A 12232-nucleotide genomic window follows, 5' to 3' on the forward strand; every position below is an offset into this window, starting at 1 on the left:
CTGGAGGCAGTTGCTGTGGGCGTGATTCTCACCGACCAGGGCGAGATCGAAGCGCCGGCGCGCGCGATGGTCATCGTGGCGCATCCCGACGACATCGACTTTGGGATGGCAGGAACCGTGGCAGCGCTTACGGCTGCCGGATGTCACGTGGCCTACTGCCTGGCGACCAGCGGCGAGGCCGGCGACGACGATCTCTCCCGTACGCCCGAGGAGTTGGCGGAAATGCGGCAGGCCGAACAGACGGCGGCCGCGGGAAAAGTGGGTGTCAGCGAGTTGCACTGGCTTGGCCACCCTGACGGGATGGTGGTGGCCGACCTGGGCCTGCGCCGCGACATTGCCCGGGTCATCCGCATGTCCCGACCCGACGTGGTGCTTTGCCAGACGACGATCCCCAACTGGGACCACATCTACATCTCCCATCCCGACCACTTGGCCACGGCCACGGCTGCGTTGGCAGCCGTCTACCCAGATGCTCGTAATCCCCGTGCCTTCCCTGAACTTCTCGACGAGGGCCACAAGCCCCACAGCGTCAGCGAGATATGGCTGACCGGCACCGAGCCAAACCGCTACATCGACATCACCGACACGTTCGACCGCAAGATTGCAGCGCTGCGCGAACACCACAGCCAGCTGGCCCCATTCGATGGGCTCGCCGACCAAGTTCGGGAATGGTGCACCAGGACTGCGCAAGCCGCCGGATTGCCGGAAGGCCGCGTCGCCGAGGCCTACCGCGTCGTCTCTGCCGGCTAGGCGACAAGGGCACCCAACGACGTAGGCTCCTGCGCTGGCCGGTGTAGGCCGGACCAGGGCCGTGGGGGCCGCTCAAGGGCCCAAGACGATGGTCGATGGGAGACGGAATTATGGGACGAGGGATCATTGCGTACGGGGCGTACGTGCCGTACTGGCGGCTGGACCGCTCCAAGATCACTGCGGTAATGGGCTCGGGCGGCGGCAGGGGGCACCGTGCGGCGGCCAGCTACGACGAAGACACCACGACGATGGGTGTCGAAGCGGCGCGCAATGCACTGCGTGGCAGCGAGCTCGTGCCCGACTCGGTGCTGTTCTCGACGGCGAATCCTGCTTACATGGACAAGACGAACGCTGCGGCGATCCACGCGGCGCTCGATCTGCCCCAGTCATCGTGGGCGGTGGACGTCGGCGGAGCGCCGCGGTCATCGGAGGCCGCCTGGGCGCTCGCCGCAGCGAATCGGGGCACCAACCTGGCCGTCGCCTCTGACCTTCGCACCGGTCGTCCCACCAGTGGTGACGAGGCCAGCGGAGGCGACGGCGCGGCTGCGTACGTCTTCGGCGATGACTCGGTTTCGCCGGTGCTGTGCGAATGGCTCGGCGGGGCGGTCGCGACTGCGGAGTTCACCGACCGCTACCGGCAGCCGGGCGATGCGTTCTCGCGCATCTGGGAAGAACGATTCGGCGAGCAGGTGTATCTGCCGCTCGCAAACGACGCCATCGAGCGTGCGCTGGGCGACGCGAACGTCAGTCTCGATGACATCGACAAGATCGCGATCGTCGGCCTGCACGCGCGGGCGGTGCGCAGCCTGTCACGGGTCGCGGGCGACAAGCTGGTCACCGACTTGACAGGCGAGATCGGCAACACCGGAACCGCCCACCCGGCGATCGTGCTGGCATCGATTCTGGACGAGGCCGACCCCAACGAGACGATCCTGCTGGTCCATCTGGCCGACGGCGCCACGGTAGATGTGCTGCGCACGACCGACGCCATCGCTGACCACACGCCGTTTGCCTCGGTGCGGTCCCAGATCGATCGCGGCAACGACGCGCTCGATTACAACAAGTACCTGACGTGGCGCGGCTTCCTCGACCGGGAGCCTCCCCGCCGTCCAGACCCTCAACGCCCAGGCGCGCCGCCTGCGTTCCGTTCCGAGGACTGGAAGTACGCCTTCGTCGGCTCCCGTGACCGAAGCTCGGGTGCGATCCACATGCCGCCGATGCGCGTGTCGATGGAAGGTGGAGCCGTGGACGACATGGAGCGCATCCGCATGGCGGACATTCCCGCCACGATCGCCACGTTCACCGTCGATCGGCTGGCCTTCTCGCTTTCGCCGCCGGTCGTGGCGGTCGTCATCGACTACGACGGCGGCGGTCGTTTCCAGGCCGAGATGACCGACGTCGATCCCGATGAAGTGAGGATTGGCGACCGCGTCGAGATGACGTTCCGGCGCCTCTACAGCGCCGAAGGCATTCACAACTACTTCTGGAAGGCTCGGCCAGCCGCCTCCTGACACAGCACGCACCTGCTGCGAAAGCAGCAGCAAGCAAGCACTGCGCCCGAGCGGCCATAATGGCCTTTGGAAGATCAGTTGTCTCCGCGCTCAACGTCGCGCCGACGGAGCACCAACCGGCCCACCACCCAACACCCAACCCACCACAAGGCAGGCACACATGAGTTCACATGGCATTCGCGACCAGGTCGCGATCGTCGGAATGGGATGCACCAAATTCGGCGAGCACTGGGACCGCAGCGTCGATGACATGCTCACCGACGCCGCACACGATGCGTACGCATCCGCGGGCGTCGAACAAGACGACATCGACGCCTTCTGGCTCGGCACGATGGGCTCGGGAGTCTCCGGCCTGACACTGTCCAAGCCGCTGCAGCTCGACTACAAGCCGGTCACCCGGCTCGAGAACATGTGCGCCACCGGCTCGGAGGCATTCCGCAACGCTGCGTACGCAGTCGCATCGGGCGCCTACGACATGGTGATGGCCATCGGCGTCGAGAAGCTGAAGGACTCCGGTTACTCCGGCCTGACCGGCGCTCGCCCGCCCAGCGACGGTACCGACTCATCGATCACCGCTCCGGCGACGTTCAGCCTGCTGGCACCGGCATACGCCCACAAGTACGGGCTCGACGAGGACACCATGAAGGAAGTCCTCACTCGCATCGCCTGGAAGAACCACCGCAACGGAGCGCTGAACCCCCGGGCTCAGTTCCGCAAGGAAGTCGCCAAGGAGACCATCGCCGGCTCGCCGCTGATCGCTGGTCCGCTGGGCATCTTCGACTGCTCCGGCGTGAGCGACGGCTCGGCCGCCGCGATCCTGGTCCGGGCAGAGGACGCCCACCAGTACTGCGACAACCCGCTGTACATCAAGGCGCTCAGCTTCGCCTCAGGCCCTGCGACCGGGGCGCTCGACAGCACCTACGACTACACCACGTTCCGCGAGGTGGAGGTATCGGCAGCCGAGGCCTACAAGCAGGCCGGCATCACCGATCCTCGCTCGCAGATCGCGATGGCCGAGGTGCATGACTGCTTCACGCCAACCGAGCTCGTCCTGATGGAGGATCTCGGGTTCGCCGAGCGTGGCCTGGGCTGGAAGGAAGCCATGGCCGGCACGTTCGACCTCGACGGCGACCTCCCGGTAAACCCCGACGGCGGCCTGAAGAGCTTCGGCCACCCGATTGGCGCATCCGGCCTGCGGATGCTCTTCGAGTGCTGGCTGCAGTTGCGTGGTCAGGCACCGCCTGAGCGGCAGATCGCCTCGGTCACCGAGCAGGGCAAGACGCTGGGCCTCACGCACAACCTCGGCGGCCAGCCGGGCGCATGCGTGAGCTTCGTCTCGGTCGTCGGTTCCGAGCTCGGCTAGTACACTCCGCTCTTACACACCACCAAAACCAGCGGTCCGGGGCGTCTGCCCCGGGCCGTTTGGCGTTCACGGTTCTTAGGCCGTGATGCGGGCGAGGGTCTTGCGGACTGCGGCGGCTATGCCTACTGCGTCGAGGCCGAGCTCGGCGTGCAGTTCTGCGGCGGTTCCGTGGGGGAGGTAGGCGTCGGGGGTGCCGAGCTGGCTGACGCGCGGCGCCGTCGGCACATCCAGTTGCTGGAGGGCGTCGTTGACAAGGCTGCCGAAGCCTCCTACGCGGACGCCGTCTTCGACGGTCACCACGAGCGGGTGCGTGGCGGCGTCGAGCACCATCGCTCGATCGAGCGGTTTCAGCACCCTTGGGTCCCACAGCGAGACGTCCACTCCTTCGGCGCTGAGGAGCTCGGCAGCTTCGGCGGCGGCGACGAGTGTCTGGCCCGCGGCCAGGATGCAGGCGTCGGGGCCGGAGCGGTGCTGGCGGGCTTGCATCCGCATGCCGCTTGCCGTTGCGTCCGCGTGTTCCCTGGATTGCGTCACCGGGCCCTTGCCCCGTGGCCAGCGGATCGCTACGGGTCCGTCGGTGATCTCCAAGGCCCGCGCGAATGCCACGGGCAGTTCGTCGGGCGACGATGGAGCGAACACCGTCATGCCGGGCACGCGCGTGAACATGGCGATGTCGTACAACCCATGATGCGAGGCGCCATCGGGTCCGGTGATGCCGGCCCGGTCGACGCAGAGGATGACCGGCAGGCGATGGAGGCCGATGTCGTACAGCGCCTGGTCAAAGGCTCGTGCCAGGAATGTCGAGTAGACAGCCACGACAGGCCGCAGCCCGGCGCGCGCCATGCCTGCAGCTGAGGTCAACGCGTGCTGCTCGGCGATGCCGACGTCGTAGAAGCGTTCGGGAAACTCTCGCTGGAATGGCAATAGCCCCGTGGAGCCGCCCATCGCCGCAGTGATCGCAACGATCTCGCGCCGGCGCCGGGCCGCTGTGATGATCGTTTCGGTGAAGACGGCCGTGTAGTCGCGCAAGACCGGTTCAGCAGGCCCAGTCGGCTCGGTGGGGGCAGTCGGCTGGGACTTCGCAGCCGCCTGCGAGTCGGCATCTGCATCAGGCTCGGCCTGCGCCACCACGTTCGCCTCTAGCTGCGAGGCGCCCGTGCTGAGCGCCGGCGCACCACCAGTGGCGGGATCGAACAGGCCAATGTCGTGCAGGTGCTTTTCGGTGTCGTGTTCGGCGGGGGCGTAGCCGCGCCCTTTCTGCGTGACGACATGGACGACGATGGGGCCGTCGGTATAGGCCGCAGCGTCGCGGAACGCCGATTCCATGGCCGCGATGTCGTGCCCGTCGACCGGGCCGAGATAGCGGACGCCGAGCGTCTCAAAGAATGCCGGTGGCTCCCACATCTCGCGCATCGCGGCGGCAGCACTGTCGATCCCCCGTCGCACGCCGTCGCCCAGCGGCACGCGATCAAGCAGTTGCTCCATCGCTCGACGGCCCTGCACGTAGTGCGGCGACTGTCGCAGTCGAGACATCGCGGCCGAGAGGCGGCTGACGGTTGGGGCGTACGAGCGGCCGTTGTCGTTGAGCACGATCAGCGCCCGCTGGGCGTAGTGGCCGAGATTGTTCAGTGCCTCGAAGGCCATTCCGCCGGTCATGGAGCCGTCACCGATGACGGCGACGACGCGTCGGTGCTCGTGACCTGTCAGCTGGAAGCCGGTGGCGAGGCCGGAAGCCCAGCTCAGCGAGGTCGAAGCATGGCTGTTCTCGACGATGTCGTGGGGGGACTCGGTCGCGCTGGGGTATCCCGACAGACCGTGCCGCTGACGGAGCCGTTCGAAGCCTTCCCGCCGGCCGGTGATGAGCTTGTGCACATAGGCCTGATGGCCGGTGTCCCAGATGATGACGTCACGTGGCGACTCGAAGACGCGATGCAGTGCCACGCTGAGCTCGACCGCACCGAGATTCGATCCGAGATGCCCACCGGTCCGCGAGACGGCCTGCACCACGAAGTGCCGGATCTCCGCGCACAGTTCATCGAGCTGTGCGGGGCTGAGCGCTCGCAGGTCAGCCGGACTGGTGAGCTTGGCGAGGTGCATTCGCGGCACAAGGGTACTCAGCGCCCCAGCGGGACCTCGGCCTGTGGCTTGCCGCGACGCCGTCGCCCGCCGAACGCCAGCGTCGGAGCCCCGGAAAGGCTCACCAGCAGCGTCAGCGCGTACAGCAGCAAGCCCAGCAGTACTGCCTCACCTTCGTTGACACCGTGCGCATCCAGGAACAGCACGAGCGCGCCTTCTCGCACGCCGAGGCCGCCGATGGCAACCGGCAACAACTGGACGATCAGCACCATCGGTGCAAACGCCAGCCACGCTCGCAGCCCCGGGTTCACGCCGATCGCTGCGCCGGTCAAAGCCGTCGCCACCACCAGCAGGAACTGGTATGCGAACCCGACGCCGAGGAGGTGCAGGGCAGCTCGCGGTGCGCGTCGGAAGACGCTCAGACCGGTATGCACGGCGCCGAGGGCGTCCCGGATGCGGCTGCCGCCGGACAACCGGCCGAGACCGCGGGGATGCTCCGCGATCCAGACAATGAAGGCGAGCACCGCTAAGGTCCCGAGCGCCAGCGCGGCGGCGATCTGACCTCCCGAGTGCGTCAGCAGGCTCGGCTGCGACACGAGTGCGACGAGGGTGAGCAGTGGGAGCACCACCCAGCCAGTGAGTCGTTCGATGATGACGGTCGCGAATGCGCTGGCTTCGCTGCCGCAGATGCGACCGAGCCGGTTGACGCGCAACACGTCGCCGCCGATCGTGGTGGGCAAGAAGTTTCCGACGAACTGTGCGGCGACGTAGATCGACAGCATCGAGCGTCCGGACACGTTGACGTCAAGCGTGTCTGCTACCCGCCACCAGCGTGCAGCGGCGGTCACGAACGCAGCCGCGATTGCGATGGCCGCTGCAATCAGCCAGGCGGCGGCGGCGCTCTTGGAGTCGACGTCGAGCGCCGACAGCTCATCGCGGCTGATGATGATCAGCAGCGCCAAGAGCCCTGCGCTCACGCAGACGCGCAAGGCCGTGACGAGGCTATGTGGGATGCGCACTCAGGCTGCACTCCCGCGGAGCCTGCAAACTGCGGTGCCTGAATCAGCCCCCCGGCGCACTTCCCTCTCGAAGCGTTTCACGTGGCTTCGCACAATAGTGTGGCGACGGCGCGATCCACGTGCGGCCGTACAGCGGCCCCACTTCGTCGATTGTGTCGGGTCGTACATTTGGGCACGGCCTGAGGATTTCTGGCAGCGAAACTGGCGATGACACGTACAACGGACACGATGACACCCGTGAGCGGAGCAGCGGAGCCGCTCGTCGACCTCGACGTGGTTGACGCGGCGCTGCGCGCGGCGCTGCACGCCGGCGGCGAGTGGGCCGAGCTGTTCGCCGAGGATCGTGAATCGGTTGGCGTGGTCTTCGACGAGGGCCGGGTCGAGGAGATGAACTCGGGTCGCGACCGTGGTGTGGGGATTCGTGTCACCGCTGGCGACATCACGGGCTATGCGCACACGTCGGACCTGAGTGCCGGAGGACTGGCAGATGCGGCCCGCACGGCTGCAGCGGTGGCAACCCGCTCGCCCCAAGGCGGGACGGTGGACATGATGTCGCTCGGGGGCAACGGTCTCGCAGAGCCACGGGTGGCAGTACTGCCCGCAACCATCGGCGCGGAACGCAAGGTGGCACTGCTGCGCGCCGCCGATGATGCTGCCCGGTCCACTCACCAGGCCATCACTCAGGTCACCGCCCGCTATGGCGAGGGCCGCCGCCGGATCATGGTGGCGAATACCAGTGGGGTGTGCGCCGCCGACGACCAAGTGCGGACGCTCTTCTCAGTGGGATGCGTCGCTAGCGGCGACAGCGGCTTGCAGACCGGACGCGAGACTGTCGGCTACACGGTCGGGTGGGAGCTGTTCGACGACTACGACCCCGCCGAGCTCGCCGAGCGCGCTGCGCAGCGTGCCGTCACCAAGCTGTCGGCTCGCCCGGCGCCCAGCGGTGAGGTACCCGTGGTCATCGCTCGGGGCGGGGGCGGAGTGCTCTTCCACGAGGCCTGCGGTCACGGACTCGAAGCCGATCTGGTGCGCAAAGGCGCGTCGGTGTTCGCTGGTCGGGTGGGGGAGCAAGTGGCTGCCAGCGGAGTGACGCTGGTCGACGACGGCACGATGGGTCCCGAGTGGGGCGCGCTGGCCATCGACGACGAAGGCCATCGGACCCAACGCAACGTGCTGATCTCCGACGGCGTGCTGACCGACTACATGTGGGATTGGCTGCGCAGCCGCGACGATGGCCGCGCGCCGTCGGGCAACGGTCGCCGCCAGAGCTACACGCACCTGCCGATGGTCCGGATGACGAACACGTTCGTCACCAACGGCGACATCGATCCCGCCGACATCATCGCCGACACCCCGTGGGGTGTCTATGTGGCGCACCTTGGCGGTGGTCAGGTCAACACCGCCACAGGCGACTTCGTATTCGGCATGACCGAGGCGTATCTCATCGAAGACGGTGTGATCACCGAGCCGCTGCGCGAGGGCAACCTGATCGGCAATGGCCCTCAGGTGCTTCTCGACATCGACGCCCTTGGGAACGACTTCGCCATGGGGAGCCCGGGCACCTGCGGCAAGGACGGCCAAGGCGTGCCCGTTGGCGACGGCCAGCCCACTCTGCGAGTGCGTGCCCTCACGGTCGGGGGCACCGCCGCGTGAGCGAACGACGGCACTACGACACTGACGAGTTGGCTCGCCTCGCCCAACGGGTGTGCGAGCAAGCCCACGGCAACGAGCAGATCGAGGTCTGCGTGTCGACGGGGCGCTCCACCACGGTGCGTGCGTACAACGGCGATGTCGAGTCGCTGCGCTCCGGTGTGAGCGCAGCGATCGGCGTGCGGGTTGTCTCGCAAGGGCGTCAAGGCTTCGCATCGGCCGGCTCTCTGGACGCCGACGTGGTGTCCGACACACTCGCAGCTGCCCGCCGCAACGTGACGTTCGGCGAGCCTGATCCCCACCACGGACTCGCCGAGCCCGATGGCGTGGCGCCCCCCGGCCTTGACCTCGGCGACTCATCAGTGCTGGGCGTGTCCGATGCCGACAGGATTGCGGCGGCCATCGACCTCGAGCGCCGCTGCTTGGCCGCAGATCCCCGAATCTCGGGAGTGCGTGTAGCGGCGTGGAGCGACGGGTGGTCGCAGTCCGCGCTGGCATCAAGCACCGGCATCTGTGTGCAATCCGAGCGCGGCACCTGTTCGATCGGCGCCCAACCCCTCGCCACCGACGGTGACGAGACGCAGATCGGTTACGCGGGCGACGCTGCGTGGCGTCCCGACGAACTTGACGTCGAACGAGTCGTCACAGAAGCAACAGCGTTGGCCACCGGCCAGCTGGGCGCAACCAAGCCGCCCAGCGAACGAATGAATGTTGTGCTGGCCCCGCCGGTTGCGGCAGCTTTCATCGGTGTGGTGTCGAGCGTGCTTGCGGCAGACAGCGTGCTCAAGGGCCGCTCACCGTTCGCCGACCGGGTCGGCGAGCCGATTGCCGATGAACGCCTGCACCTCGTCGACGACCCCACCGACCCGACGACACTTGGTGCAGCGAACTTCGACGGCGAGGGTCTGGCGGCCCGCCGCAACGCGCTGATCTCGGCGGGCGTGCTCTGCGGCTTCCTGCACAACGCCTACACGGCACGCCGGTCGGACACGTCCTCGACCGGCTCGGCAGTGCGCGGCACGCGGTCCGTTCCTGGTGTGGGCACCCATGCGCGCGTTGTCGCCACTGGCGATATCGCCGCTGAAGATCTGTTCGCTGCGGTCGGAAACGGTGTGCTGGTGCGCGGCGTCAGCGGTTTGCACAGCGGGGTCAATCCCACGAGCGGCGATTTCTCGGTCGGCGCCTGGGGGCACCGCATCGCTGGGGGCGAACTCGCCGAGCCGTTTCGCGAGTCCACTATCGCGTCCACCCTTCAGCGGATGCTGCTGGAGATCTGCGGCGTCGGCGCCACCGCTGAACCTCTCGCGGGCGGCATGTCGATGCCGCCGCTGGTCATCGCTGACGTGGCGCTCTCGGGGGTGTGAGCGATGCCGCGCCTACCCGCACCAGCAGCTGTCGAACGCCATCCGCATCTCGCCAACCAGTGCCCGTCGGGATGGGTGCGGGTCGATTTTCACACGCACACGATGTGGTCGGGCGACTCGACCACGACACCGGACGAGTTCGCGCAGTGCCTGTCGGAGAGCGGCATCGATGTGGTGTGCATCACCGATCACAACGCCGTGCGCGGTGCCCAACAGCTGCAGGGCGAGTTGGATGCTCGGGTCGTGGTCGGCGAGGAGATGAAGACCCACGCGGGTGAGATCATCGGGCTCTTCCTGACCGACCGCGTGCCGCAAGGTCTGGCGCCGGTGACGGCCGCGCGAGCCGTGAAGGACCAGGGTGGGCTCGTCTATATCCCGCACCCGTTCGATCCGCTGCGCAACAACCTGCGTCACGACGTGCTCGATGAGCTCGTCGGCGAGGGTCTCGTCGACGGCATCGAGGTGCTCAACGCGAAGACGAGCCTCACCAGCCTCAACTCGCGTGCGGCGCGCTATGCCGGCGAGCACGGCTTGGCGCCGGGCGCCGGCAGCGACGCCCACGTGGCCGAAGCACTCGGGGGCGCCTACCTCGAGATGCCGGATTTCGACGACGACGATCCCGCAACCTTCCTCGCATCGATGCGTCAGGGCTTGGCGGTCGGCCATCACTACGACCCACCCCGTCGCTGGAGACCGCGCATTGTCCCATCGGTGGGGAGCGACGACTAGAGGCCGCCTCGGTGCCGGACTTTGCCGTGGCGATCGTGCTCGGCCTGCTGCAAGGAGTGACCGAGTTCTTCCCGGTCTCTTCGAGCGCCCACCTCGAAGTGGTGCCGTGGCTGGCCGGTTGGGATCTTTTCGATGGTGACAACGAGCTGGAGAATGCCTTCGACGTCGCGCTGCACGTCGGCACGCTCATTGGAGCGGCGGTGTACTTGCGTGCCGACATCGCCCGCTACGCCAGAGCACTGTGGAGCGGCATCCGCGGCCGCGCCGATCGCGACACGGTGGTTGCGCTGAGCTTGGCCCTCTCGGCCGTCCCCGCGGCGCTGGTGGGCGTCACGCTGGAGGACCGTTTGCTCGACCTCGCAGAGCAGCCGCTGCTGATCGCTGCGCTACTGGCTGGTTTCGGTGGGTTGCTGTGGTGGAGCGACGCATCGGCGGAGCGACGAGGTGCGCAGAGGTCCCAGCATTCCTACGGCCTGCGGGACGCGGTCGGAATGGGACTCGCGCAAGCAGCAGCCTTGCTGCCGGGTGTGAGCCGCTCGGGGGTGAGCATCACGGCAGGCCGGTGGCTCGGCTTCGACCGGGCTGCGGCGGCGCGACTGGCCTTCCTCATGAGCTTGCCGCTCATTGGGGGCGCGGGCGTCTACCGCTCGGTCACGCTCGCAGATGCCGCGCCCACAGGTGCGCAGTTGCAGCTGTTCATCGTCGGGGGAGCAGCTGCAGTGGTGTCGTCGTGGGCGGGCGTTGCCGCAATGGTGTGGCTGCTGGATCGGACGAGCCGGGCTCCGCAGCGATCCCCGTTAGCGTGGTTCGCCGGCTACCGCGTGGCATTGGCGGCTGCCGTGGCCGTGGTGGCTATCAGCGGTCTGCGCTGAGGACTACCGGCACCACGATGCCAGTCGCGCTGGCGCGCGCGACCACCTCGAGGTGCACGGGCTCGATTTCGACAAACCATCGATCTGCCGATGCGGCGAGGACATAGGCAGGCACGCGATCGGGGCTTGCATTGCCAGCGGAGGGATCGAACGGATCGATGTCGGCGAACAGCAGCAGCTCCACGCCAGTGCCGGGCTCGACGTCGGGTGCGTGGGAATCGACGCTGATGCCGATGCCCCGGCGCCCCGGGCTCACTCCTGCCGCGGGGTAAAAGTCCAGCTCGGTCAGCAGGCCCCCGCGTGGGACGGCTCGGGTCAGCTCGCCGAGCTCGAAAGCGCTGGTGAGCGCTCCGGCGGGCACGAGATGGGCCGGGACCTCGATGAGATCGACGTGCCCTTCGGGAGATGTCCCTACTGCCAACGGGGACTGTGCGGCAAGTACGCGTACCGAGGTCCCCCATGCAGCAGCAGCCGTGCGCGCCCGGCCAGTCATCCCGGAGACGAGCACAAGTGCCACGAGCGCAACAGCGCCGACGGCGGTCCAGTGGACCAGGTTGGGACGGCGCTGCCAGAGATCGCCGAGTTGTGAGATGTACGCCATGGAAGCCTCCGCCGCGAAGTCATCGCGGCGGTTGCATCGCCGCGGATTCGTTTCGATGCTGGAGGCGTCAGCCTGACGCCGAGGCGGCCCCGACGGTTGAGCTCGACTTGTCGCTTGACGAGCCGCTCTCCGAAGAGGTCGATTCCTTGCTTGGGGATTCGCTGGTTGTGCTTGATGAAGATGAGCCGGATTCCGACGAGCCCGACGAATCCGAGCTTGAAGAGGGTCGGCTGTCGTTGCGGTAGAAGCCGCTGCCCTTGAAGCTGATGCCGACGTTGGAGAAGATCTTGCGGACCT

11 protein-coding genes are annotated in these 12232 nt (G+C 67.5%); 8 read left to right on the forward strand and 3 right to left on the reverse strand.

Annotation, left to right across the window (positions count from 1 at the left end):
* Nucleotides 1-15: 15 nt before the first annotated feature.
* The 3 genes from ACPXYO_RS06150 (at nt 16) to ACPXYO_RS06160 (ending at nt 3624) form a co-directional block, all read left to right on the forward strand.
* The gene (locus ACPXYO_RS06150) at nt 16-750 is read left to right on the forward strand and encodes a PIG-L deacetylase family protein (protein WP_423917738.1); all 735 of its coding nucleotides are present in this window, start codon (nt 16-18) and stop codon (nt 748-750) included.
* A 95-nt stretch (nt 751-845) separates the two neighbouring features.
* Nucleotides 846-2261: an OB-fold domain-containing protein gene (locus ACPXYO_RS06155; protein ID WP_423917741.1), complete on the forward strand. Its 1416-nt coding sequence runs from the start codon at nt 846-848 to the stop codon at nt 2259-2261.
* A 160-nt stretch (nt 2262-2421) separates the two neighbouring features.
* Nucleotides 2422-3624, forward strand: a complete 1203-nt coding sequence (locus ACPXYO_RS06160; RefSeq protein WP_420622927.1) for an acetyl-CoA acetyltransferase — start codon at nt 2422-2424, stop codon at nt 3622-3624.
* Nucleotides 3625-3699: 75 nt separating this feature from the next.
* Here ACPXYO_RS06160 and ACPXYO_RS06165 read toward each other — a convergent pair whose 3' ends face one another.
* Nucleotides 3700-5721 (reverse strand): 1-deoxy-D-xylulose-5-phosphate synthase, encoded by a 2022-nt coding sequence (locus ACPXYO_RS06165; RefSeq protein WP_423917744.1) that lies wholly within the window; start codon nt 5719-5721, stop codon nt 3700-3702.
* A 17-nt stretch (nt 5722-5738) separates the two neighbouring features.
* Nucleotides 5739-6719, reverse strand: coding sequence for a lysylphosphatidylglycerol synthase transmembrane domain-containing protein (locus ACPXYO_RS06170; protein WP_423917746.1), 981 nt, complete (start codon nt 6717-6719; stop codon nt 5739-5741).
* A gap of 237 nt (nt 6720-6956) precedes the next feature.
* Here ACPXYO_RS06170 and ACPXYO_RS06175 point away from each other — a divergent pair, with 237 nt between their 5' ends.
* From ACPXYO_RS06175 to ACPXYO_RS06190, 4 genes are read left to right on the forward strand one after another with little or no spacing between them, the layout of a single operon-like run.
* Entirely contained in the window at nt 6957-8372 is a 1416-nt protein-coding gene (locus ACPXYO_RS06175; RefSeq protein WP_423917749.1) for a TldD/PmbA family protein, read from the forward strand.
* Nucleotides 8369-9733 (forward strand): TldD/PmbA family protein, encoded by a 1365-nt coding sequence (locus tag ACPXYO_RS06180; RefSeq protein WP_423917752.1) that lies wholly within the window; start codon nt 8369-8371, stop codon nt 9731-9733. The genes ACPXYO_RS06175 and ACPXYO_RS06180 overlap by 4 nt, the downstream gene beginning before the upstream one ends.
* A gap of 3 nt (nt 9734-9736) precedes the next feature.
* Nucleotides 9737-10462 (forward strand): PHP-associated domain-containing protein, encoded by a 726-nt coding sequence (locus tag ACPXYO_RS06185; RefSeq protein WP_423917755.1) that lies wholly within the window; start codon nt 9737-9739, stop codon nt 10460-10462.
* Between the two features lie 11 nt (nt 10463-10473).
* Complete coding sequence (locus ACPXYO_RS06190) at nt 10474-11334, forward strand: undecaprenyl-diphosphate phosphatase (protein ID WP_423917758.1); 861 nt, start codon at nt 10474-10476, stop codon at nt 11332-11334.
* On the opposite strand, the gene ACPXYO_RS06195 is transcribed toward ACPXYO_RS06190, so the two are convergent.
* Nucleotides 11318-11935, reverse strand: a complete 618-nt coding sequence (locus tag ACPXYO_RS06195) for a hypothetical protein (RefSeq protein ID WP_423917761.1) — start codon at nt 11933-11935, stop codon at nt 11318-11320. The genes ACPXYO_RS06190 and ACPXYO_RS06195 overlap by 17 nt on opposite strands.
* 107 nt (nt 11936-12042) lie before the next feature.
* Here ACPXYO_RS06195 and ACPXYO_RS06200 point away from each other — a divergent pair, with 107 nt between their 5' ends.
* Nucleotides 12043-12180: a hypothetical protein gene (locus ACPXYO_RS06200; protein WP_423918765.1), complete on the forward strand. Its 138-nt coding sequence runs from the start codon at nt 12043-12045 to the stop codon at nt 12178-12180.
* Nucleotides 12181-12232 lie beyond the last annotated feature (52 nt).

It is taken from the genome of Candidatus Poriferisodalis sp. (assembly GCF_965237655.1).
In the GTDB taxonomy this organism is placed as follows: Bacteria; Actinomycetota; Acidimicrobiia; order Acidimicrobiales; family Poriferisodalaceae; genus Poriferisodalis.

Bases quoted from the DNA above. Each gene is read 5' to 3' on its own strand.
- ACPXYO_RS06165 (WP_423917744.1), bottom strand. From the start codon at position 5,721: ATGCACCTCGCCAAGCTCACCAGTCCGGCTGACCTGCGAGCGCTCAGC.
- ACPXYO_RS06155 (WP_423917741.1), top strand. From the start codon at position 846: ATGGGAGACGGAATTATGGGACGAGGGATCATTGCGTACGGGGCGTAC.
- ACPXYO_RS06195 (WP_423917761.1), bottom strand. From the start codon at position 11,935: ATGGCGTACATCTCACAACTCGGCGATCTCTGGCAGCGCCGTCCCAAC.
- ACPXYO_RS06185 (WP_423917755.1), top strand. From the start codon at position 9,737: ATGCCGCGCCTACCCGCACCAGCAGCTGTCGAACGCCATCCGCATCTC.
- ACPXYO_RS06160 (WP_420622927.1), top strand. From the start codon at position 2,422: ATGAGTTCACATGGCATTCGCGACCAGGTCGCGATCGTCGGAATGGGA.